Genomic DNA, 25,494 nt, shown 5'->3' on the forward strand with positions numbered 1-25,494 from the left:
GTTTCCGGAGTACTACTTTTCAAAAAGGATGATTCACTCTTTATAAACTAAAAAAGACCTACCTTTGGGGAAGGTAGGAAAAGGAGTTAAAAATGAAAAAGTTTTATTTGTTAGGGTTGTTTGTTAGGTATGAGTAAATAATACAATTCAAATTTGAATTAATTGTGATGAATTAGTATAGAATTTCTGAAATAAAAAAAAAATTCCTCAAAAAGGATCGATAGCTACATGTATGAAATCTCAAACTATGAAAAGAAAAATAGGTGAATCATATGGAAGGTTTATTTGCAACAATTGGAGATTTTTTTAGTTCCGTAGCACTAGCAATGTATAGTGATAAGAAAAAGTAAATAATATTAAAAAAGAGTAATATGGAGAATACTGTGAAAAATAAAATAATAAGATATGTGGTGTTTTTTTTCTTGTTTTTTGTAGGATTGTATTTTTTCGTAGAAGAAAAAGATTTTCTTAAAACGATCCAACTATCAGTAATTTTGTTGATAGTAATTACATTGTCGGAAATCCTATTTCCAGATAAAAAAAGATGAGTTATACCAAAAAGGATCAACAACTAAGAGAGGATAAGTGTTGTATGGAAAATAAAACAAAATCAATCAATATAGCTAATACTCCTAAGAATAACATGGAAGGAATTTTGTAGTTATGGGAGAAGCAAGAAATAGAAAAATAACTGAGCTATACACCAAGAACTTCTATGGCAATTTTGTAATAAATTTAATTATGAAAGGAAAACCAATAATTCAAATACTACCTGACGGAGTGGTAAGCAACTTTTCTAGAAAAACAATTTTTGTGCCTTGGTCCGAGATATTAACTATTTTTGATGAAAATGTTTCAATCCCAGGAAGTCTTTCTTCCCAATATATAATTGGAATAACTGTATCCAACAAGTATGCTAAACTTAATTATAAAAATGCCCTTCCAATAAAAAAAATCATTCGACAATCAAAACCGTTTAGATTTTCCGATGGAATTTCAGGGACAAAAGGTAACATAAAACTGAACCATGATTTTAGTAATGAAAAAGTTGTCTTATATATTAATCGCAAACAACTTCGAAATAAAGGGAAGGACCTATTTAGTATTTTGAAATCAAATCTAGAAGTTATTAAAACTGGCTATACTTACAAATGAACAAGTACAAATTCTAGTTGAAAGAGAAAAAATCTCAAAGGCTCTTTCAGGGAATGTTGACAAAGACTTAGAGAAATTGGAACAAATAGGAAAACTAATGAACAGATATAAAGCTTTACAGAAAAAAGAAGATAGAATTCCCAAAAACGATCACTAAAGGAGTAAACAAGTGGATAGTAAATATAGCGGTTATCGAGATAGAAATGGAAAACCATTGAATGATGGAGATAGTGTGTTGATTGAATTTTTTGAGAAAGGGTATTGGACAAAATACAATACAGTAAAAATAGTCGTTACAGAAGATGATGTTCTAGTTACCGACTATACAGATTATTGGTTTGCTCCTGCACCAGCTCCCATAACAACTTTTATGAGAGCTCGCAGTTTTAGATTTACCAAAAGCGATCAGTAAAGTAAGGAGATTAATAATGATTATTCCATTCATTCCTTTTCTTGTATTTGTAGAAATAGGTATAATTCATATTTTGATTTATTATTTAACGAACAGAGTATGGAAAAATTTAAAGTTTGGACCAAACTTATATATAACAGGTTTGCTATCAGGGGTGATTAGTTATGTGGTAGATTGGTATGGTATTTACCCATTTCTATTTGCTAGAATAACTGAGGGATTTATGCTGGGAATCGGATTATTTTTGTATATGTCTTGGGTAATAGTACCTGCATGTTATTTGATAATGTTGAGTATTTTCTATCTAATCAAGAAAAGGCGAAAAAAATTGTTAGCTTAGGAGTAAAAAAACGATTCATGTTTTTAAAAAGATCAGTAGAGAAGTATTGTGACAAAAGGATTAAGCGATTACTCCAAAAAAAATCGTTTTTGTTATCAAAAAATGTTTAATCTTCTGCTAATGAACATGAATAACAGCTTAAAATAATCATGCCACATTTTTTATTATGATATACTATCTAATGAGGTGAAGGTGAATGGTCAATATGAATGATGTTGCAAAAAAAGCAAACGTCTCTAGAGGAACTGTATCCAATTATGTCAATCACGTAAAAATCAAGCCAGAATTAGCTGCTAGAGTAGAAAAAGCAATTGAAGAGTTGAATTATATACCAAATCAAGCGGCTAGATCATTAAAAAAACAAGAAAGTGACATCATTGTATTTATATTACCAACGATATGGACGCCATTTTTTTCTGAATTAGCATACTATATCCAATTAGAATTACAAATTCAAAATTTTAAAATGTTATTATGTAATTCTCAAAATGATTATAATTTGGAGTTAGACTATATAAAAATGGCGCAAGAACAGAAAGTCAAAGGAATTTTGACTATTTCCTACAGTGATATAGAACCCTATCTTATTTCAAACATACCGATTGTTTCAATTGAGCGTTATTTTAATAGTGCTATCCCATTTATAACAAGTGACAATTTTGGTGGCGCTAGACAAGCAGCAGAAGAATTGCATAAAAGAGGTTCAAAACGACTGCTGTTGATTTTAAGAGAGTTACCCAATAATTTAGGTATTTTTGAACGAATGAATGGTTTTATTGATTATTGTACTCATAATGAATTAGAATATGAAGTTTATTTAGATAAAGGAAACTCAATTGATTTTCCCAAAAGACTAGATCTATTTCTAACTGAAAAATTTTCAGAGAATTGTCCTTTTGATGGGATTTTTACTGTAACAGATCGATATGCAGAATTTGTTTTTAATACATTTGCACATTTACCTTGGTCGATTCCAGAAGATGTACAATTAGTTGGTTTCGATGGTGCTAGAAGCTTTTCTAATCAGTCATTGACTATTTCAACAATGTCTCAGGATGTACGCGAGATTGCTCATTTAAGTGTGAAAGAGTTAGTGGAATTTGATGATAGCTTAGCTATACAAAAGAAACATATATTACCAGTGAAGTTTACAGCATTTAAGACGACTAGAAAATTGGATGAAAAATAAATCCAATTTTTTTTGTTTGAAAGCCCTTGCTTTTTTGGAACGTTCCAAGTATTATAATAATTATATATGGAACGTTCCAAAAAAGGTTTTTCTAAAACAATCAAGGAGATGAATAGTTTGGATTATAAAAAAATTGCTAAAGAAGTCTTAGAAGGTGTCGGGGGAAAAGAAAATATAGCGAATGCTGCTCATTGCGTTACGCGTTTACGCTTAGTATTGAATGATAGTAATAATTATAATAAAGAAACATTAGAAAATATTGAAGGCGTTAAAGGAGTATTTTTTAATAGTGGACAACTACAAATTATTTTTGGTACAGGAACAGTAGAAAAGGTTTTTGCTGCATTTCAAGAAGTTTCAGGGATAAAGGAAGCTTCATTGCAAGATGTAAAAGCCTCTGGAACGAAGCAACAGAATAAATTACAACAAGCATTTAAAGTATTCTCTGATATATTCATTCCAATCATTCCGGCTTTTGTTGGGGCAGCGATGATCTTAGGATTGAAGTCACTATTAACGACACAATTTGGCTTTTTAGGCGGCTCAATGGCGGAGGAATGGCTTTGGGCGCAAGATTTAGCTAGTTTTCTAGGCGTTATTGCGACAACATTTGCTTATCTTCCTGTCTTAGTCATGTATTCAGCAACCAAACGATTTGGTGGAAATCCAATCTTAGGTTTAGTGTTAGGTTTTGTGATGATTACACCAGATTTGATGAATCGTAATGACTTTGTCTTGGGCAATTATGATACCTTATCCTCTTGGCATGTATTTGGGTTATCCATCCCACAAGTTGGGTTCCAGGGTGGCGTGTTTCCAGCAATTTTAACAGCATGGTTCTTATCAAAAACAGAAGCATTTGCGAAGAAAAAAACACCACAAGCGTTGAGTTTTATTTTGGTACCGACAGTTACGATTTTATTCTCTGCTCTTGCTTTATTCTTAGTATTTGGTCCGATCGGTAATGCAATCGGCACGGGATTAGGATGGATCATTGATATTCTATACAACAAAACAGGATTTGTGGGTGCCTTTGTTTTTGCAGCATTGCTTCAGCCACTTGTTGTAACGGGCACACAACACGCGATCCAGGCTATTGAAGCGCAATTAGTGGTAGCTACAGGATTCAACTACATTCAACCATTATGGTCCGTTTCAATCATCGCACAAGGTGGAGCAGCATTGGGCATGTTTTTCCTTGCGAAGAAAAATTCTAAGCGTCGTGAAACAGCAATGTCTAGCTTTGTTCCAACATTATTTGGTATTTCAGAACCAGCTATTTTTGCAGTCAATTTACGTGACTCGATTATTCCATTTCTTGCTGCTTCATTTTCAGCAGGGATCGGTGGTGCTTTTATGAAAATATTTGATGTCAAAGCAACAAGTTTTGCTTTAACAGGTCTACCAGGTTTGACGATCGTATACCCACCTAGATTGATCTTTTATATCATCGGAAATTTAATGGCATTTATTTTACCAATTATTATTTTGATTGTTTGGAATCGTGTTAAAGGGGTAAAAGGAGCAGAAATAGGAAAAGGTAGTACCTTATAAAAAGAAGGGACGTCTGAGAGCAATTGATGAGTAAAAAAATTGAAAAATATACATTTTATACGACGGAATGGCAAGAACATTTAAGTCAATTAGAAGAAAAAATAAAAGAGAGCGCCTATCTCCCAAAGTATCATTTATACCCCAAGACAGGCTTGATGAATGATCCAAATGGTTTGAGCTATTTTAATGGCAAGTATCAAGTATTTTATCAATGGTTTCCATTTGATTCTTTTCATGGAATGAAACATTGGGGACATGCTACTTCAGAAGACTTAGTTAAATTCAAGGATGAAGGTTTTGCTCTTATTCCTGATGAAGAATATGAAAAAAATGGTGCATATTCTGGTAATGCTTTCGAATACAATGACGAACTCTATTTGTTTTATACAGCGAACTATAAAACAGACACAGGGAAAGTAGCGAAGCAAGCTTTGGCGATCATGGATAAAAAAGGAACGATTACTAAATATCCGAAGAATCCAATCCTTGAGGGTGCACCGAAAGGATTTAGTCAAGAATTAAGAGATCCTTTTGTTTTTGAGCGTAACAGTTCTTTTTATATGTTACTTGGCGGAGGTCGTTTTTTGGAGGGAGAACAAACAGGTTTCGGTGACATTGGTGAATTGCTTTTGTATAAGAGTACTAATTTAGTGGATTGGACGTATCAAGGAACGATTGATTTACCGATCGATAAAGGTTATATGTTAGAATGTCCGAGCCTTGTAACGATTGATGGAAAAGATGTTTTATTTCTATCACCGATGGGCTATGAGAAAGAAACGTATCGTTACCAAAATCGTTTTTCCTCAATTTATTTAGTAGGACAATTGGATGTTGAAAAAAGAACGTTTGAATTAGAGCACGTGGATGAGTTGGATGCTGGCTTTGATTATTATGCCCCACAATCATTTTATGGAAAGAATCAGTTGCCGTTAACTTTTGGCTGGTTTGGTTGTGGTGAGCAAGTGTATCCAATTGATACTGAGGGTTGGAAACATGGATTGACAACTGCACAAGAAATGAGACTAGTGGATGGAAAATTAAGACGTTTTCCAACAGAAGAAGTACAAAAACAGTTTACTGATAAACAAACAATAAGAACTAACCAACTTCTTTTAGAATATCCCTATTATCATCTTCAATTTGAATTGAACAAAGAACAAGAGTCGACTATTTGCTTTGGTACAAAAGATGATTTTTGGCAATTGAATTTAGATGAAAAAAAAGAAACAGTAACAATTGATCGTGGCCAATTAGCCAAAAAAATTGATACCGAATATGGTATGAAACGAACATGTGAAATAGCTGAATTAGCAAATAATATCACAGTTGATGTGTTTGTTGATAATAGTTTTATAGAACTGTATTTGAATGAAGGCGAACGTGTTTTTAGTTTTAGGGTCTTCTTAGAATCAGAACAAACCACTATTTCGTTTTCAAAAGAAACTGAAGCCACGTGGGCATATTTAAAATAATAGAGATCTCTCTGCGCATCTTGATAGATTTAGTCAAGGTGTGTATAGAGTTTTTTTGTGCGACTTTTTTTATGCATAACATTTTTACTCTGTCCTTGTGTTCAGCAGAAATTAAATCTGTCTGAGAGGTGTATAAGGGTGGGTTTATCTACTTATTTTGGTGAAAAATTGAAAAAAATGAATTTATTTGATTAACAAATGAACTCAAGGAGCGTAAAATAGTCTTATGAGAAGTGCTGACCGACTGGCAAGATAATAAGGAAGAATATTTACTGAAAAAATAATTAAAAATGGGTATACGTTCTTAATAACAATCAAAAGAAATGCTCACTCTTCTTTTCAACACGAAAAACAATTAATCCTAAACGATATCACCACATCGTTTGAAAAAGGTAGCCACACAATTATCACTAGACCATGAGGCAGTGGGAAAAGTACCTTTCTTAAAATATTGGCTTTTATACTGACAACAACGAAAGGTTCAATTATGTTCAACAACCAAAACATTGAAAATGCAACACCTGAAAATTATCGCATGCAAGTCTCCTACTGCTTTTAATAACCAATAGAACTGAAGGAGGAAGTATTATGGAAAAAGCTTTATGTATTATGATGGAAGATGATGATCAAGCGAAGTATGTATATGAAAATATAACTTTATTGAAGTTGGTAGAAGATATGATTGAAGAGTAAGAAGTTTTTCTCTTTACTTCAGGTGATAAGGACTGTGGAATGAGTACATTTAATATTCAATGGTTTTGATTTGTTCCTGTTGCTTCAGACTTAGCTACATACTTTAAGAATAATGACAGTTAGGTGCATAAGGTGCGATTCTCAAAAAGGAGGGTTAACTTCTGGTAAACAAAAAAGACCTCCCTTAAGGAGAAGGTAGGAAAAGCAGTTAAAAAAGGAAAAAATGTTTTGTTAGGGTTGTTTGGTATAAGTAAATAGTACCTTAGAATAATGAATAAAAAACATCATTAATCGCAAGCAACATCAAAATAAAGGGAAGAACTTATATAGTATTTTGAAATCAAATCTAGAGGTTATTTAAACTGAATATACTTACAGAAATAAAAAATTGAAGATAGATTATAGTGAATCAAGTATAAATTGGAAATGATAGGTATAGATTCTCAAAAAAATGATAAATAAAATATATCTAAAAATAGGAGGAAATGACAATTAAAACGCTATATTTAATGAGACATGGGCAAACATTATTTAATTTAAGAGGTAAAATTCAAGGGGCTTGTGACTCTCCTTTAACTGAGATGGGAATCGAACAGGCGAATATTGCAAAAAATTATTTTAAAGATAAAGAAATTACGTTTGACCATGTATATTCATCAACACAAGAAAGAGCAGTTGATACTGCTGAGATAGTTTGTGAACATAAAGATGTTGTTCGATTAAAAGGATTAAAAGAGTGGAATTTTGGTTTATTTGAAGGTGAAAGTGAAGAGTTAAATCCCAAGATTAAACCCGGTGAAACTTCTTATGGAGATTTTTTTGTAGATTATGGTGGAGAATCTAGCGAAATAGTACAAGAAAGAATGAATGATACTTTGACTGAAATAATGAAAAAAGAAAGTCATAAGAATATTTTATGTGTTAGTCATGGAGGTTCAATGTATCGATTTATACAAAAATGGTTATCTCAAGAACAAATTAAAACAATTAAATTTACGAACTGCTGTATTTTAAAATTTGAATATTCAAATGGAAGGTTTGAATTCATAGAGTCAATTAGTCAAGATATCTAGTTTCTCACAAAAAGGATCGTTTGAGAAAGTAGTTGATTGCTGTCGGCTCCATAGTGAGATCCACTAGGGAAAATACACTTAGAAACGAATGAGCAACAATGCCAAGACAAGGGCCAAACTCAAAAAATAAACTTACGGAGGATGAATACTTGGTAAAAAATAAATTAATTGCGCATATACTATTGAAAATAGACGATAAATATCTTTTCATAAAGAGGTCAACGATAAAACGAGGAGAAGAGAATTTTTAGCAGGTTTTTGGGATATACCAGGAGGAACAGTCGAACAAGGAGAAACACCAAAGCAAACTGCTATAAGAGAAGCATATGAAGAAACAGGTCTAAAAATTTATATTGAGAAAATTATTCATGAAGATAGTAATTATGATTCAAGAAAGGAAACTATTTTTACTAGATTGGTGTATGAAGGGAGTATTGAAGGTGAAAAAGAAATAACTTTAGATCCAGAAGAACATACAGATTTCATGTTAGCAACTTCAGTTATAGAAGTTTCAAAACCTGTAAACTACTTAAAAAAAATATTTCTCAAAAAGGATGGTTAACTCCTGGTAAACAAAAAAGACCTACCTTAGGGAGAAGGTAGGAAAAAGAGTTAAAAAAGAAGAAAATGTTTTGTTAGGGTTATTTGATATAAGTAAACAGTATCTTATAATAATGAAAAATAGGAATAAAAATCATCATTTTACACTCTCTTTTTATGGATTCTACCAGCTAGCAAAAAAAGAGATTTCCGACCAACTAGTGTTATAAGGCATGATTTTCCTCGGATTCCCAGGACAGTATCGGTTTCCCAGTGACCAATTTCTTCTCTATTTTAGCCTTTGCTGGACGTTCATGGATCGTTCCCACATCCGTGAATCTTCTACGACAATCACCAATTCTTCATTCACTGATTTTCTTCCTTTTCGTCTTAATAATTTTCTAACCGCAGGACTTCCTTTAGAAAACTTTGATTAGATAGACCATTATAGATTGAACGATAAATAGTAAGATAACTAATAATAGATCTATTGTTTTCTAAATTAATTCTATTGGCTATCTGTTCTGGAGACCACTATTCTTCAAAAAGTAACTTACGAATCTTTTCTTTATAGGGTGACTGATCCAATATCCTCTTTTTCCCGCATTTCTCCTTGTTCTTATGATAAGATTTTTACGCTAGAGAAGGGGAATAGGCTCTAAACTTTATAGTGTTTCTCGGCTCCTATAATGAAAATATGGATAAGTTGTTCATTATAATCTACTATAGAAGCCGCAAATCAATCATCTTTGGCAATTAGTGGTTTCATAATTTCTGTTGTAAAATTGGTCATAAGAAAATTTTCCTAAAAAATTTCTATTGTTGTAACTCTATTGTTACAAAATAGACTTTTTTTTTATTTTAAATTTCTATTTAAACAAAATATTTTTTAGAAAAATTTAAATAAAACCATCTTTTTGATCTTTTTATTTGTATTACATACATAATTATTGTAAAGTAAGCGTATTTCTATTGAAATAATTGAGTATTTATTTCTAAAAAAAGATTGAATATAACATTGGAGGTAATTATTTTGGATAAAAAACAGAGAATTTATCAAATTGAACGTATGAAAGAAATATTGAAAAAAAGACCTATAAAAAAAGTTAATCGATTTAAAATGAGAAAAGTAAAAAAAATATGGGTATTTTCGTATGCCGTCACAACTATTTTTGGTGTGAATATTATGATGGATTACTTCGCTAATGGACATAGTATTCTTGCATATGCTGATGAAGCAAGTAGCCAGTATACGCCAAGTTATTATTATTATAATGGAAATCCAATAATTATAAGTGGTGGTACTATTGGTGTAAGTATGGAAATTAGAGTTCCTAATAGTCTAGGGAAAACAATTAGATCAGTGACGTTTAGTAATGGCTCTGGACAAAGAACGCTTAGTTCCTTTACATCACCTGTTCAAGATTCTTCATCAGACAGTTATACAATTCTAACGAGTCAACCGCCCTTAACTGTGAACCCTACAAGTCAAGCACAAGATAGTTATGTTCGTAATCCTATAATATTTACTTATACAGATGGGACTACCTCTAAGACTTCTATTGGGACTAGTGATGTAATTCGAGAGATGGAAATAGCTATCAGGCGACTTCAAAGACAGATTAATTCGTTAAATAACTTTGATGACAACTATAAAATCAAAACGAACGAGGCTTATGTTTCCAAAGCCAATGAATTAGCAAATAGTTACGAAGCCAATTTATTGTATCCTGAAAATGACACTATTATTTCACCCGATTTTCCAGATGGAGCTGTCTTAGATGCGATGTTATCAGATAAAAAAGACCAGAATACATGGTTTGGTGAATTAAATACAACAGTTGCAAATAAAACAACTGAAATTAATGCAATCACAGATGCTGTTCCAGGTGGAAAGGAAGAAGCAAATCAAAAAGTAGCAGATTATCTTACTCAAGCTAAAGCAGAAGTATTTGCTTCAGAAGGAACAGCCATTTCTACCAAAGCACAAGAGTGGATTGATAAAATTAATGCGATACAAGTTGAGCGAATAGCTGCTACGCCGGAAACACCAACCATTTCACCAGCTACTGAAGGTGAGCAAGAAATATCTGGAACGGGTCAACCAGGAGATACGATTGTTATCACCGATCAAGGAGGTACTGAGTTAGGAATGGGTACTGTTGGAGAAGATGGCAGTATCAAAATTGCTACGAATCGTCCGTTAGAAAAAGGGGAAATAATCACAGTGACTCCTAGCGTAGGAGATAAAGTGGGAACCCCAGCAACAGTAACGGTATTGCCAAAAAGTGAAACAGGCGAAGGAGACACAGGCAACATAGGAACGCCAGATTCACACAAACCGACAATTAACCAACCAACAGCAGGCGACCAAGTAGTAACTGGTACAGGAACCCCAGGAGATACCATCGTGATCACTGATCAAGGAGGAACTGAATTAGGAACTGGTACAGTAGGAGAAGATGGTAGTATCAAGATCGATACAAACCGTCCACTAGAAGCAGGCGAAGTGATCACGGCAACACCAAGTACAGGTGAAAATATCGGAACCCCAGCAACAGTAACGGTATTGCCAAAAAGTGAAACCGGCGAAGGAGACACAGGCAACATAGGAACGCCAGATTCACACAAACCGACAATTAACCAACCAACAGCAGGCGACCAAGTAGTAACTGGTACAGGAACCCCAGGAGATACCATCGTGATCACTGATCAAGGAGGAACTGAATTAGGAACTGGTACAGTAGGAGAAGATGGTAGTATCAAGATCGATACAAACCGTCCACTAGAAGCAGGCGAAGTGATCACGGCAACACCAAGTACAGGTGAAAATATCGGAACCCCAGCAACAGTAACGGTATTGCCAAAAAGTGAAACAGGTGAAGGAGACACAGGCAACATAGGAACGCCAGATTCACACAAACCAACAATTAACCAACCAACAGCAGGCGACCAAGTAGTAACTGGTACAGGAACCCCAGGAGATACCATCGTGATTACTGATCAAGGTGGAACTGAATTAGGAACCGGTACAGTAGGAGAAGATGGCAGTATCAAGATCGATACAAACCGTCCACTAGAAGCAGGCGAAGTGATCACGGCAACACCAAGTACAGGTGGAAATATCGGAACCCCAGCAACAGTAACGGTATTGCCAAAAAGTGAAACAGGTGAAGGAGACACAGGCAACATAGGAACGCCAGATTCACACAAACCAACAATTAACCAACCAACAGCAGGCGACCAAGTAGTAACTGGTACAGGAACCCCAGGAGATACCATCGTGATCACGGATCAAGGTGGAACTGAATTAGGAACCGGTACAGTAGGAGAAGATGGTAGTATCAAGATCGATACAAACCGTCCACTAGAAGCAGGCGAAGTGATCACGGCAACACCAAGTACAGGTGAAAATATCGGAACCCCAGCAACAGTAACGGTATTGCCAAAAAGTGAAACCGGCGAAGGAGACACAGGTAACATAGGAACGCCAGATTCACACAAACCGACAATTAACCAACCAACAGCAGGCGACCAAGTAGTAACTGGTACAGGAACCCCAGGAGATACCATCGTGATTACTGATCAAGGTGGAACTGAATTAGGAACCGGTACAGTAGGAGAAGATGGCAGTATCAAGATCGATACAAACCGTCCACTAGAAGCAGGCGAAGTGATCACGGCAACACCAAGTACAGGTGAAAATATCGGAACCCCAGCAACAGTAACGGTATTGCCAAAAAGTGAAACAGGTGAAGGAGACACAGGCAACATAGGAACGCCAGATTCACACAAACCGACAATTAACCAACCAACAGCAGGCGACCAAGTAGTAACTGGTACAGGAACCCCAGGAGATACCATCGTGATTACTGATCAAGGTGGAACTGAATTAGGAACCGGTACAGTAGGAGAAGATGGTAGTATCAAGATCGATACAAACCGTCCACTAGAAGCAGGCGAAGTGATCACGGCAACACCAAGTACAGGTGAAAATATCGGAACCCCAGCAACAGTAACGGTATTGCCAAAAAGTGAAACCGGCGAAGGAGACACAGGTAACATAGGAACGCCAGATTCACACAAACCGACAATTAACCAACCAACAGCAGGCGACCAAGTAGTAACTGGTACAGGAACCCCAGGAGATACCATCGTGATTACTGATCAAGGTGGAACTGAATTAGGAACCGGTACAGTAGGAGAAGATGGCAGTATCAAGATCGATACAAACCGTCCACTAGAAGCAGGCGAAGTAATCACGGCAACGCCAAGTACAGGAGAAAATGTAGGCACGCCAACGATAGTAACGGTATTACCAAAAAGTGAAACCGGTGAAGGAGACACAGGCAACATAGGAACGCCAGATTCACACAAACCAACAATTAACCAACCAACAGCAGGCGACCAAGTAAATACAGGTGGGGAGATATCTAAAGGAAAAACATTTTCTAAAGATCTTCCTAAAATGGGTGATGAAATTTATCAAAGTATCTCTATATTAGGCATTTTGATGATTTTATTTAGTGGTGGTATCTTTTTGATAAGGAAAAAAAGTTAACTACATGATTTAAGAAAATTTAATATTTATATTTTTAAAAGTAAATATGAAATTTAGTAAGTATTTCGTAAAAAATTGAAAGGAGCAAATACCATCAAAAAAGAATATTTGCTCCTTTCATAGTATCTATAGGGGACTGTAAAGAACTTAAACAAAATTCTTTACAGTCCCTCTTTTTCTTATTTTTTGGTTTCTATGTAACTTCCTTCAGATGGTGCATATCTACGCTTACAAGTTGGACAATCAAAGTAGGGTTTCATATAAACTTTTCCTATCAATTCTCCTCAATCATATTCAACAAAAAAGTCAAGCTACGATTATAAGTGTCTATAGGTACTTTAAATTACATTGACCTAATGCTTTTATACTCATGCTAAGGCTCCTTTTTTGCTTTTTTCTTCTATTCTAAAACCAGTGCAGAATCAAGGAGCATTTGAGTATCCAGTTTTTCTCCTAGTGATCGACCAAAATCAATGAAAAAAATATTAATCTGTTTTAAGTTTTTTCAGCATGAACCTTTACGATGATTAAGGAGGAATCAACATGAAGAAAAAAAGAATAATAATTTAATAGCACTCTTATCTTTGGGAATATGCTTTGGGTCAGCATGCCTAGACATGGCTACAAGGTGATGATAAAAAATGAATGCTTTAAAAACAGTATTAAAAGATAAAAAAAGTCATTGTTAATGAAATAGGTGAATATGAGCCGTTTAAATCTTCCTTGTCAAAAAACGTAACCATAGTTAAAAGTCAGGATGAAGCTGATGAAATTCTCAAAAAAAGATCAATAAAACGTGAATTGCGTTCCAAAATCTAGAAAATTGTACCGAAAAGGATTGAAGAGATTCAAAGAGGAGGAGTTGAAGGCGAGGTAAACCAATTTCTTAATGCTGTAACCGATTTCGTATTAACGAATTTTAAAACAGGTGGTAGAACTTTTTCATTGATCCATTCATTCATTCTAAACCTCTCCTTTGGTTAACTAAAGTGACGGAAAATAATTGCTTGTAGTAGTTTTTTCAATAAGCGGCCGCTATGACCTAACTATTGCGAATACGTTTACAATTATACTATAAAAGAATTTTTACGTATTGAAAATAGGTTGAGCCTATTGAGAAACATGTACCATGTAAAAAAACAAACGCAATCAAAAATACGACCGAAAGAAAAAGTAAAAAGCCATTTTCTTTCAGGTCGTATAGTTATTTTCTAACTACAGGGAGTTTTAAGGTGATTTTTTTATGTTCAAAATCAAGTAACTGAATGTTAGTTGTTCCGCCAATATCATATTCAATGGTTTGATAAAGCTCACCATAGCAGGCACCAATAAAATGATCGATATCTGCTAACGTTTCCCAAGGATTTGTGAAGACTGCATATGTACCACCAGCTAATGTAAAGGTTCGATTTCCGTCATTATCTTGGATAAAGTATTTATACGTACCGTTACGTTTATCGGGATCATTCATAATAAAGGCCTGAATCTTCTTTTTATCAGTAGGTAAAATCTCTAATTTCTGATTATTGACTTCAGTAAAATCTTCAGGGGTTTTAGGAATAGCGAACTTGTACTGTTTTCCAGTGATTTCTTGGCTATTCAAATACTCGATACTAAAAGACATAGATCGTCACGCTCCTCTTTTATATTAGTCCGATGTACTTTAACGACTGATTTAGGTTTTGCTAAAAACAGGAGGTACATCATCTCAGAAACCATAGCAATTCTACTTCATTTTGTCAAAATTTTAGTCAGGCAAGTTTCTGTTTTAATCAGATTTTTCAGCAAGCTCTTTACTTGATTGGTGAGCTAGTAATTCAATCAAGGCCACAACTGGAATTTGTGTGGTGATATTGATATACGGATCTGTGTAAATCGATCGTTCATCAGGCATGTAATAAGAAATGTTGTAATCAGCCAACCAAGCTATCGTTGAATGCTCATCATTAGTAATACTGAGTATTTTAGCTCCTGACCGTTTAAAATCAGTGACCTGTTTAATGAGCTCAGAGGTTTCTCCTGAAACAGATAAAATGATTACTAACGTATTTTCAAAACCTCTTTGAGGAATTGGGGTAAATGGATCACCGATACTATAAGCATTGATACCCATATTTGTAAAATAGCGACTGCCGTATGTTCCTAAAATCCCACTGGTGCCAATTCCTGAAAAAACGACATGACGAGCGGAGGTGATCATCGTGATTGCAAGTTTCAATGTTTCATAGTACGTTTGTTGATTAAGGCGCTTTAAAAAAGAATCAACGTGTATCGTAGCAGCGTAAAATTGGTCAAAAAAGGTTGTTGTTCTTCGCCATTTTTGATAGCGTATTTCAATTCAGAAAAACCATCAAAGCCCATTTTTGAACAAAAACGTAGAATCGTTGAAGTGGATACATGACCATTTGTGGAAAGTTGACGAATCGTCAGCTTTGGAATATTATCCATATGTTCCAAAACATAGTGATAAAGAAGAATTTCTAGCTCATTTAACGACTGGACTTTTTCTAAATCAAACAAAAAGATTCCCCCTGTACAAAAAAATACGGTTCCTTCATTTTTTATATAAGAAATGAAAAAATGTTTCCTTTGTATTCTACAGGAAACATAGTTATTTCGCTTGTTATTACTTTTTTTAGCTAAAAAAAAAACAGTCAAAGAAAATTAATTTTCCTAACTGTTTTGCGTTAATTCTTTTCTTCTGTGGAACCGTTGATAAAGAAAATAAGCAAGCAATGTAAATAGCAAAGGCCCCATCAATAAGGTTAGACTCTGTAGTAGATTTCCTTGAGAGAGAGGCTGATAAAGTTGGAAGCCTATAGCTAAACTAATACTGATGATCACACTGCGACTAAGAAAAACAGCGTAGGCGTTTGAATGAATCAGAACGGTTTCTGGTTTGTCTTTTAATTGTTTTTTCTTAAAGGCTGGGTATGCAAGCGCCACTAATAAATAAGGAATAGCTCTGGAAAGATTTGTCATCAGCGTCAGTTGGTTATATAAAAAGACAACATAGTGACTGCCAAGACTAATACCTAAAATAAACAAACTAACCAGTCCCCCTTGAATCAGCAAGGCATAAATCGGCATATCATGTTTATTTTTTTGTTTTAAACGAGGGTGCCAATAATGCTTAGGGGTCCCCTCTACAAGCGTTCGAATCGGCAGATAAAAAATCGTCGATAATAAACTAATATAAGAAAGTAATAGCGTCAAAGCAGTAAAACGAGTAAGTACTTGGGCTAATAATTGAACGTGTGCAGCTGATAAAGAAAGTGCGTGACCACAAGCATAGCCTAACTGTTCCATTAATTCATACATTAAATTCCCTAAATGAATACTATTATTGGCTTTTAAACGAACTAAATCTGTTCCGCCGCTCCATAAAAGAATACCTAAAAAATAACAACTAACAACGAAAAAACTGCTGAAAATCAATAATTTGGGAAATTGTTTTTTTTGTTTGCCTGTTTTATCAACTAAGCTTGCAATTGTGTCTAGACCACCAAAGGCTGTAATCGCAAAAATCAGAAAAGACAACTGCCCGACCAAGCTTTGTTCAGATGACGAGTCTGTCGGAATCACTTTGAAACTAGCCGTAAGGTTTGGTAGGATATCAGGGCGATTGGTGATCCATAGCAATAAATTACCGCCAAGACTTGCAACAAGTAAGACAGTCATCATAATTCCGCTTAAATATAATAAAGATGCAATCCCTTTAAAGCCTCTACTCACAAAAAAGAGCATTACTACAACTGCTAGAATAGAGAACAAACCGATTATGCTAGACGTTGAAAAATAAGAGCTCGTCGTATTTTTTTTTGTTAAATCTTCACCAAAAAGTAAAATCGATGCAGGAATCCAAATCTTCATAAATAAACTGATCATCCAAATAAAATAACTACAATACCATAAAAAAGCAGCAATAAACGCAATTTGTTCAGAGAGATGACCAGCCAGCCAGTGATACAATCCGCCAATATGATTTTTATAAACCCCAGTAAATTCTGCTATAATGATAGCATAGGGAATAAAATAAAACAGAGCTGCACCGATAAAATACGGAAACGCTTTGATGCCCATTAAGAAAAAAGCTGTCGTCATACTAGAAAAAGAAAAAACAGTCATCGTAATGATCATTACTAAATGCTTGGAACTGAAAGTAGTGGTTGTTTTCATTAAAAAATCCTTCTAAAATAAGATATGTTGGCTTAAGAATAAGAGAAGATTTAGTAGAAAACAAGCTTTTTATCAAAAATTAGGGAATAGGAGTAGTCAAATGACGGATCAGATTCAACGAAGAATCGAGCAAATAAAAGAGGAACTTCACGTTGATTTTGTTGCTTTAGCATTGTCCACAATTAATGAGGTGACTAAAGTCCGAGTGATCCGTTGGAATTATGTGGCTGGAAATACTAATCAACATTATCAACGGATTCGGCTGCAAGTTGGGAAAGGTATTGGTGGTATTGTTTGGCGAACTGGGCGAGCATACCAAGCGACAGAATTACAAAAGCAACCGGAAAAATTAATTGAACTGCCGATTACACGGCTGGAAAAACTAGAAACGGTTGCAGCCTTTCCAGCATTGGAGAATGGTGAAGTGAAGGGGGTTCTGCTCATCGGCTATCGACAAAAAACAATTATTACAGAAGATTTTTTGACTGTTGCTAAAGACAAAACAAATGAACTTGTTGTTTATTTATAGGTGAAAAAAATGGAAATAAGCATAATTGAAAAAGTATTTGAAGAAACTAAAGATGCACTTTTTTTAATTGATGGAAATACGTGTATTAGGCAGAATAAAGCGGCGAACGACTTGGCTTCTAGCTATCTGTTTCCTTTAGAAAAAGTGCTAGAGATTGCTAAAGGAGAAGGCTGTATGCTTCATTCTACGATGGAGAAATGTCTAGATTGTGAGGTAAGAGCTGATTGGGATCAAGCGGCCTTTCCTTTGGTTTTAGAAAACTTAAAAGGTGGACAAGAGCAATTTAGCGGTAGTTATACGATGATTGATCAACGTAAGACCTTGCTGAGTATTCGTCGTTTAGCGGTTGAAGATCGTCTGCAACAAGTGATTCAAAATAAACGTTTGATTGAATACGTCAATCAAGCCCATGAAAATGAGCGTCGCGTATTGTCTCAAGAACTGCATGATGGACTGGCTCAAAGTATTTATAGTCTGATGTTGGAAACGAGACAGTTAAAATGGTGTCAGCAAACAGAGGACTTATCAATAAAACTACAAAAAATCGATGAAGATTTTGTTGCCTTACTCGGTGAGGTGAAACAGCTGGCGATGGATTTACGGCCGACAGCTTTAGATGACCTAGGCTTGATTCCAGCAATCGAGACTTTATTGCATCGTTTGACAGAAACAACGGGTGTAGTGATTCATTTTATTCCGATGATCGAAAATAAACGTTTTCCTGATCGTGTGGAAACAATTACCTACCGCGTCTTACAAGAAAGTGTCATGAACAGTATCAAACATGCTATTGTAGATGAATTGTTTGTTACACTAAGCGAACAAGCAGCACATCTCGTTCTAACTGTTCGAGATCATGGCAAAGGGTTTGACATCCAAAAAGTGACCGAATTTAGTCAAGGTTTAGGTCTTTTAAATATGCAGGAAAGAGCAGAATCGATTGGCGGGCATCTAACAGTTCACTCGGAAAAATCAGAAGGAACCGTTGTGATATTGCGTTTGCCTATTCAATGGGAGGTTCTCAAATGAACATTATCATAGCAGATGATCATGCAGTAGTTAGAAGTGGTCTTCGTTTGTTACTAGAAAGCCAACCGGATATTACTGTGGTAGGGGATGCCGCAGATGGTACTGAAGCATTTTTACTACTTGAGAAATATCCTGTGGATGTTGTCTTGATGGATATGAGGATGCCACCAGGTGAAAACGGCTTACAAACAACACGGCGTATTACAGAGCATTTTCCTCAAGTGAAGACGATTATTTTGAGTATGCATGATGAGGAAGAATATATTCGCACAGCGTTAAAATACGGTGCAATGGGATACATTCTTAAAAGCTCGCAAGATATTGTCTTATTAAAGGCAATCCAGCAAGTCGCCGCTGGAAACATTGTGATCGATCCATTGTTTGGTTCGTATGAGCAAAACTATTGGCTAAAAAAAGTTGATAAAGAGGAAAAAGATGAGAAATACAAGCGTCTGTCCAAAAGAGAACGTGAAGTTTTACCGCTTGTGTCTTTAGGTTATAGCAACAAAGAGATTGCTGAACGGTTATTTATTTCTGTTAAAACAGTGGAGGTACACAAATCCCACGTAATGAAAAAATTAGAAGTTGAAACATTTAGCGAATTATTGCAATATAGTATGAAACATCAATTAATCGACTTATGAGGTGAGAAAAATGATCGGAATTCTTTATATCTTTCACGGTAGTCAAAAAGCTGAAAAAAATCAAGCTGCAATGGACTTTATTCAACGATTAGAAAAAAGGCTAGATCCAAAGTTTTACCAAGCAACAGCTTTTTTAGAAAATCATCCAGATACGATTCCAAGCGTTGCGACAGAAATGATCAACAAAGGGGTGACGAAAATAATCGTTGTACCAGTATTATTATTCGCCGCCAAACATGCTTTAGTGGATATTCCCGCCGCACTTGCAACAGTCAAAACACAGCATCCAGAGGTTCAATTTAGTCAAACGGAAACATTTGGTAGTAAGAAAGGGAGCCGTCAAGTCTTATTAGAACGTTTCCAAGAAGTCGCCGACGCTTATCCAGATGAGCAATTAGTAGGTATGTTAGTGGCTCATGGAACAAAGCAAACGGATGAGCCGCAACAAGTGTTAATTGAAATTGCAAAGGAAATCCAGCAGCAAGTCGGGTTTTCAATTATTCCAACAAGTTTAAAAGGGCAACAAGATTATTTGTTAGATAGTAAAAAGCTAGTAATAGAGAAGCAAAAAATAGTGATCGTACCATTCTTTTTATTTGATGGGCATTTGATTACGATCATGAAAAATAAGTTAAACGAAACCTTTCCAACAACGGAGATTACGATCACACGAACGTTAGAATTCGATCCACGAATATTACTTGATTTGGAACAAATCGTTAATGAGGCCGTCGCATGTATCCAGTAATGCTTAATTTGACAGGTAAGAAAATCGTAATCATCGGAGGCGGAAGAATCGCGTTACGAAAAACAGTAGAGATTTTAAAAGCTCATGGACAAGTAACGCTTGTTGCACCAACCTTTCTGCCTGAATTCAATGAATTAGTGAATACCACGTTAATCACAGCAACTTACACTGCTGAAAGGATCAAAGAAGCCCATCTGATTTTTGCCTGTACAGATTCTAAAACGATCAATCAACAAATCGTCAAAGATGCTAAAGCGTATCAATGGGTCAATGATTGCAGCCAAAAAGAAAACAGTGACTTTTATAATATGAGTACGATTGAACAGGAGGATTATTTGATTGCACTATCTTCTTATGGGACAGATCCTGCTGCGTTAAAAGGAAAGAAACAAGCGTTAGTCAATTTATTGAGTAAAAAGAATAAATAAAAAGGTAGGAAAAAAATGGGTGAACAGTATTTAATAGAAAAGAAAAACAAAACTTTAGGAAGAACCGTTTTAATTTCTTTTTTTGGCGTTTTTGGTTGGCTAATGGTATTTGGTCTTTTAATGAGTATCAATGAAACATTCATCATGTTACTCTTTTTTGCAGGTGTTCTTTTCTTTGGCTATTATTTTATTAAAGGAATTTATTTGAGCATTAAAGGGAAAAAGGTGATCAGTTGGACACCAGAACAACTAACGATTTATTCAATTTTTACAAACAAAGCAAAGTATTCGATTCCTTGGGATAACATTGAAAGTATCAGCTATGCATATGAACAAGGCGTTATTTTTATTAATGATGACAAGATCTATGAAGAACTAGGAATCCAGACAAGTAAATTGAACCAAAAATTTCAAGCCCAAAACGGTGTCTATTTCAATTATCAAGCGATCAAAGGTTATCAAGAAAAAGAAGTTATACTCTATTTGAGATCGCTCTTGCAAGAGTATGCACCAAAAGATTGCGCAGATGAAAATACTTCAGAAAATAAAGAATCGATTGAGCAAAACCGTGAAAGCAATCGTGAAAGCAATATGGAAGAAACAAAACAAACCCAAGGTGGTAAGATTCGAGGATTCATCGTAGCAGCCGCACTGCTTGCTCTCGTAATGTTTGTACTCTTGTGGATCATCAGTTTATTTTCTGTTGGAATCAGAGAATCTAGAGAAGTTGAAATTATCAATTTCATTTTAGAAGCGATTATTGCCATGGGTCTTATTTTAGTGGTGTTTGAATCCTATAGTACTAAAGGAAAGTTAACGAATGAGCAGAAATTGAAAGAGAAAGAACTAGAGAAATAAATGAATGGAACATGAAAAGCCGCTGACTATTAGGTGATTCCCTAATAGTCAGCGGCTTTTATTCTTGTTATTCTAAAAAAGACAAAGCATCGAACGGATTGCTCAAAAAATCACAAAAGGAGAGTTTATATAGAATGAAAGAAAAGCTTGTCTTAATTGGAAATGGTATGGCTGGTGTGCGTACAATAGAAGAAATCTTAGATCGTGTCCCTGAACGCTATCAAATCACGATCATCGGAGAAGAAAACTATCCAAATTACAACCGGATCATGCTAAGTAATGTTTTACAAAAGAAAATGACGGTTTCAGAAATCATCACGAACCCACTCGAATGGTATGAAGAAAATCAGATTGAGTTGATCAATCATGATCCAGCCGTTCAAATGGATACTACGAATAAAAAGATCACGACACAATCAGGGAAAGAAATTTCTTATGATAAATGTATTTTAGCTACAGGTTCCAGAGCATTTATTTTACCTGTTGAAGGTGCTAAACTACCTGGTGTTGTTGGCTTTAGAACAATCGATGACACAGAAAATATGCTTGAAGCAGCTCAAAAATACCAAAAAGCCGTCGTGATTGGTGGCGGTTTACTTGGCTTAGAAGCGGCAAAAGGGTTGTTAGATCAAGGAATGGACGTAACGGTTGTTCATTTAGAAAAATGGCTGATGGAAACTCAGTTAGATGAAAAAGCAGGGAAGATGTTACAAGCCGATTTAGAAAAACAAGGGTTGAAATTTTTAATGGAAAAAGCTACGCAAAAAATCCTTGGTGAAAATCGTGTTACTGGTTTAGCTTTTAGTGACGGAACTACGATTGAAACGGATATGGTCGTGATGTCGATCGGGATTCGTTCAGAAACAACGCTAGCAAAAACAACGGCTATCGAAGTCAACCGTGGAATCGTTGTGGATGATTTTATGAAAACCAATATTCCAGATGTTTTTGCAGTAGGTGAATGTGCTGAACATAACGGCAATGTCTACGGTTTAGTTGCACCATTATTTGAACAAGGCAAAGTATTAGCGGATGTGCTGACAGATCGTGAAGCGAAACCTTATCAAGGGAGTACTACTTTCACGTCTTTAAAAGTCTCTGGCTGCGATTTATATTCTGCTGGAACGATTAAAGAGACTGAGGGAATCAACAGCATCGAAGCGTTTGACGGTTTAAATTATACTTATAAGAAAATTTTTGTTCGAGACAATCAAGTTATCGGTGTTGTTCTTTACGGAGATACAAGTGAAGGCAATCGCTATTATAATATTCTCAAGAAAAACGAAAGCATTGAAGACTATACACCAGTTTCTCTTTTGCATATGGTGGGTGAAGAAGCTAGCGCTGACGTAAGCGAATGGCCAGATGATGAAGTGATCTGTGGTTGTAACGGAATCGATAAAAAAACGATCATGACCGCAATTAATGAAAAAGACTTGACCTCTGTGGCAGATGTGACCAAACACACCAAAGCAGGCGGTTCTTGTGGAAAATGTAAATCAGTGATTGGCGATGTCTTGGCTTATGCTTTAGGTGGCGAGGTCGTTTCTGCACCAACTGGGATTTGCGCGTGTACTGATTTAACAAGAGATCAAATCGTAACCCAAATCTACGCAAAAAAATTAACTTCTTCTGAAGAAGTCTATCGTGAACTGGATTTTACCAATCCAGAAGGTTGTCCAAAGTGCCGACCCGCAATCAATTTTTATTTAAATGTAGCATGGCCTAAAGAACATGAGGATGAAAAAGAATCTCGTTATGTCAACGAACGACTATATGCTAACATCCAAAACGATGGTACATTTTCAGTGATTCCAAGAATGCGTGGTGGGAAAACCAATCCACAGCAATTACTATTGATTGCCAAAGTGGCAGAAAAATATGATGTACCAATGGTCAAAGTAACCGGTAGCCAACGCATTGGCTTATACGGAGTGAAAAAAGAAGACTTACCAAAAATCTGGGAAGAACTAGATATGAAAGCAGCTGGTGCCTATGCAAAAGCGGTTCGTTCAGTGAAAACCTGTGTGGGTGCGAATTTCTGTCGTTTTGGTACGCAAGATTCAATGGGACTTGGTATCAAACTAGAACAACGTTATGAGTTTATCGATACCCCACATAAATTCAAAATGGGTGTTTCTGCTTGTCCAAGAAGTTGCGTGGAAAGTGGTGTGAAAGATTTTGGCATCATCGGCGTGGAAAATGGTTTCCAAATCTATGTTGGTGGAAATGGCGGAACAGAAGTCAAAGAAGCAGTATTACTAACGACCGTGGAAACAGAGCAAGAAGTGATCGATATTTGTGGAGCTATGCTGCAATATTATCGAGAAACGGGTATCTATGCAGAACGCACTGCACCATGGATCGAACGTATGGGCTTTGAGGTTGTGAAAGAAGTCTTGCTAAATGCTGAAAAACGTCAAGAATTGCTAGCGGCACTTGATGAAGCAGTTGCTGGACGTCGCGGCAATCCTTGGGATGAAGTGGTTGAAGATCATAAAACACAGCAAGAGTTATACACAGTGGGGAGAGTATAAAAATGAAAAAAATTTATGTTGGGCAATTAGAAGAGTTAGCACCTAGAATGGGCAAAGAAGTGATCGTTGGACAGCAGAAAATTGCTGTGTTTCGTTTAAGCGATGATCGTGTCAAAGCAATTGAAAATGTTTGTCCACATAAACAAGGGCCTTTAGCTGAAGGAACCGTTTCTGGTGACTATGTATTTTGTCCATTACATGACTATAAAATCAATTTGGATGATGGGCAAGTCCAAGAGCCAGATGAAGGGTGCGTTCGCGCGTATGAAGCGATTGTCGAAGATGATCTTGTTTATATCGTGGTGTAGTTTATGGGAAAAGTTTATTTTGTTGGTGCTGGTTCGGGAGATCCTGAGCTATTGACACTTAAAGGGAAAAGAGTACTGGAATCAGCAGATGTGATCATTTACGATCGATTGGTTCATCCAGTTTTATTGTACCTTGCAAAAGATTCGGCACGTTTTATTTATAGCGGGAAATATCCGAAAAATCATGTATTAAAGCAAAAAAATATTAATCAATTATTGGTAGAAGTAGGACAACGAGATCAGATCGTGGTGAGGTTGAAAGGCGGCGATCCTGGTATTTTTGGTCGTGTAGGAGAAGAAATCAGTACACTTCAAAGTGAAGGAATCAGCTATGAAATCGTTCCTGGGGTTACCGCTGCTTCGGCTGCTAGTAGTTATAGTGGAATCCCACTAACGCACCGTGAGTATAGTAGTAAATTAACGCTAGCAACCGCTCATCGTCAAGCGGACGAATCAATTGATTTTAAAGGTCTGACAGCAAACGGTACGATTTGTTTATATATGGGCGTAGAAAAAGTCAAAAGTACACAGCAGAAACTTTTAGAGCAAGAGGTTTCACCACAATTACCAGTGGCAATCGTTGAGTGGGGAAGCTTAGGTCGTCAGCGTACGATCACAGCCACGATTCAAACGATGGTAGCAACTATTGAAGAGCATCAAGTTCAAAATCCAGCGTTGATCATTTTAGGAAAGGTCGTTTCTTGTCGGAAGGGTGCGGATTGGTTTGAACAATTGCCGTTGTTTGGACATAAAATCTTGTTGCTCGATACTGATAAAATCGATTTTGAAACGATTTTGGCCTATACACAACAAGGAGCTGATGTGTATGCAATTCAAGTTGGTGAGCATCGTGATCAGCGTTTTGATGAGGTGCATCAGTGGTATTTAAGTGATCACTCTTTTGATGAAGTTGTGTATTTGGATCAAGAATTGACGAGGATGTATAAAAATCAATGGGATGTTTTAAATGAGCAAATTAATTAAGCTACGCGGGCTAGTCTCTCGAAAAAAAGATAAAATCTGCTTGTGACAGAGAGCGTCACAAACATATTTTTCTATTTTTCAGTCAAGGTTTAACGAGCCCGCTACGCTTTTGCTTTGAAACACAGTGAATGAAAAGAACTGATGTTGAAAAGTACAAGGTGCAGCGAAGCGGAACGTTGTTACCATGTATTATCTAGCTGCATGGGCTAACCTTTCGGAAAAAAGATAAATTATGAATAAGGCAAAGAGCGCCTCAGT

Annotated in this window: 18 protein-coding genes and 3 pseudogenes; 18 read left to right on the forward strand and 3 right to left on the reverse strand. The window is 35.8% G+C overall.

The genetic code is table 11. The features are described from left to right. The first annotated feature begins 663 nt into the window (after positions 1-663). The 9 genes and pseudogenes from IGJ50_RS02735 (at position 664) to IGJ50_RS02775 (ending at position 12,992) form a co-directional block, all read left to right on the forward strand. Positions 664-1,155, forward strand: coding sequence for a hypothetical protein (locus IGJ50_RS02735; RefSeq protein WP_429948799.1), 492 nt, complete (start codon positions 664-666; stop codon positions 1,153-1,155). Between the two features lie 169 nt (positions 1,156-1,324). After that, on the forward strand, positions 1,325-1,567 hold the full coding sequence (locus IGJ50_RS02740; RefSeq protein WP_429948801.1) for a hypothetical protein: 243 nt from the start codon (positions 1,325-1,327) through the stop codon (positions 1,565-1,567). Positions 1,568-2,103: 536 nt separating this feature from the next. Further along, a complete protein-coding gene (locus IGJ50_RS02745) occupies positions 2,104-3,096 on the forward strand; it encodes a LacI family DNA-binding transcriptional regulator (protein WP_429948802.1) in 993 nt (330 codons plus the stop codon). Positions 3,097-3,213: 117 nt separating this feature from the next. Then, on the forward strand, positions 3,214-4,650 hold the full coding sequence (locus IGJ50_RS02750; protein ID WP_429948804.1) for a PTS transporter subunit EIIC: 1,437 nt from the start codon (positions 3,214-3,216) through the stop codon (positions 4,648-4,650). A gap of 26 nt (positions 4,651-4,676) precedes the next feature. Then, positions 4,677-6,125: a glycoside hydrolase family 32 protein gene (locus IGJ50_RS02755; protein ID WP_429948806.1), complete on the forward strand. Its 1,449-nt coding sequence runs from the start codon at positions 4,677-4,679 to the stop codon at positions 6,123-6,125. Between the two features lie 433 nt (positions 6,126-6,558). Then, positions 6,559-6,684, forward strand: a pseudogene (locus IGJ50_RS02760) (spermidine/putrescine ABC transporter ATP-binding protein); the annotation flags it as partial. A gap of 619 nt (positions 6,685-7,303) precedes the next feature. Continuing rightward, complete coding sequence (locus tag IGJ50_RS02765; protein ID WP_242550990.1) at positions 7,304-7,891, forward strand: histidine phosphatase family protein; 588 nt, start codon at positions 7,304-7,306, stop codon at positions 7,889-7,891. Between the two features lie 98 nt (positions 7,892-7,989). Further along, positions 7,990-8,453: pseudogene (locus IGJ50_RS02770) on the forward strand (NUDIX hydrolase). A gap of 1,011 nt (positions 8,454-9,464) precedes the next feature. Continuing rightward, positions 9,465-12,992 carry an Ig-like domain-containing protein gene (locus IGJ50_RS02775; protein ID WP_429948808.1) on the forward strand — a complete coding sequence of 1,176 codons (3,528 nt, stop codon included), beginning with the start codon at positions 9,465-9,467 and terminating at the stop codon, positions 12,990-12,992. 1,204 nt (positions 12,993-14,196) lie between these two features. Here the strand turns inward: IGJ50_RS02775 and IGJ50_RS02780 are convergent. From IGJ50_RS02780 to IGJ50_RS02790, 3 genes and pseudogenes are all read right to left on the reverse strand, one after another. Beyond that, on the reverse strand, positions 14,197-14,616 hold the full coding sequence (locus tag IGJ50_RS02780; protein WP_207121044.1) for an effector binding domain-containing protein: 420 nt from the start codon (positions 14,614-14,616) through the stop codon (positions 14,197-14,199). Positions 14,617-14,760: 144 nt separating this feature from the next. Next, a pseudogene (locus IGJ50_RS02785) lies at positions 14,761-15,512 on the reverse strand (MurR/RpiR family transcriptional regulator). Positions 15,513-15,665: 153 nt separating this feature from the next. Continuing rightward, on the reverse strand, positions 15,666-17,171 hold the full coding sequence (locus IGJ50_RS02790) for an amino acid permease (protein WP_429948810.1): 1,506 nt from the start codon (positions 17,169-17,171) through the stop codon (positions 15,666-15,668). Positions 17,172-17,271: 100 nt separating this feature from the next. Between IGJ50_RS02790 and IGJ50_RS02795 the strand changes: the two genes are divergently transcribed. The 9 genes from IGJ50_RS02795 (at position 17,272) to cobA (ending at position 25,236) form a co-directional block, all read left to right on the forward strand. After that, entirely contained in the window at positions 17,272-17,700 is a 429-nt protein-coding gene (locus IGJ50_RS02795; RefSeq protein ID WP_069638988.1) for a GAF domain-containing protein, read from the forward strand. 9 nt (positions 17,701-17,709) lie between these two features. Beyond that, a complete protein-coding gene (locus IGJ50_RS02800; RefSeq protein ID WP_429948812.1) occupies positions 17,710-18,729 on the forward strand; it encodes a sensor histidine kinase in 1,020 nt (339 codons plus the stop codon). After that, the gene (locus IGJ50_RS02805) at positions 18,726-19,373 is read left to right on the forward strand and encodes a response regulator transcription factor (protein WP_069638990.1); all 648 of its coding nucleotides are present in this window, start codon (positions 18,726-18,728) and stop codon (positions 19,371-19,373) included. The genes IGJ50_RS02800 and IGJ50_RS02805 overlap by 4 nt, the downstream gene beginning before the upstream one ends. Positions 19,374-19,383: 10 nt before the next feature. Next, positions 19,384-20,121, forward strand: a complete 738-nt coding sequence (locus IGJ50_RS02810; protein ID WP_429948814.1) for a sirohydrochlorin chelatase — start codon at positions 19,384-19,386, stop codon at positions 20,119-20,121. Next, positions 20,109-20,549, forward strand: coding sequence for a precorrin-2 dehydrogenase/sirohydrochlorin ferrochelatase family protein (locus IGJ50_RS02815; RefSeq protein WP_069638992.1), 441 nt, complete (start codon positions 20,109-20,111; stop codon positions 20,547-20,549). The genes IGJ50_RS02810 and IGJ50_RS02815 overlap by 13 nt, the downstream gene beginning before the upstream one ends. Before the next feature lie 15 nt (positions 20,550-20,564). Beyond that, the gene (locus IGJ50_RS02820; protein WP_429948816.1) at positions 20,565-21,407 is read left to right on the forward strand and encodes an STM3941 family protein; all 843 of its coding nucleotides are present in this window, start codon (positions 20,565-20,567) and stop codon (positions 21,405-21,407) included. A 134-nt stretch (positions 21,408-21,541) separates the two neighbouring features. Further along, positions 21,542-23,944, forward strand: a complete 2,403-nt coding sequence (nirB, locus tag IGJ50_RS02825) for a nitrite reductase large subunit NirB (protein WP_429948818.1) — start codon at positions 21,542-21,544, stop codon at positions 23,942-23,944. Positions 23,945-23,946: 2 nt separating this feature from the next. Further along, the gene (gene nirD, locus IGJ50_RS02830) at positions 23,947-24,252 is read left to right on the forward strand and encodes a nitrite reductase small subunit NirD (protein WP_429948820.1); all 306 of its coding nucleotides are present in this window, start codon (positions 23,947-23,949) and stop codon (positions 24,250-24,252) included. A 3-nt stretch (positions 24,253-24,255) separates the two neighbouring features. Beyond that, positions 24,256-25,236, forward strand: coding sequence for a uroporphyrinogen-III C-methyltransferase (gene cobA / locus IGJ50_RS02835; protein ID WP_429948822.1), 981 nt, complete (start codon positions 24,256-24,258; stop codon positions 25,234-25,236). The last annotated feature ends 258 nt before the right edge of the window (positions 25,237-25,494 follow it).

Source organism: Enterococcus sp. AZ101 (assembly GCF_050499005.1).
Lineage (GTDB): Bacteria > Bacillota > Bacilli > Lactobacillales > Enterococcaceae > Enterococcus_L > Enterococcus_L ureilyticus.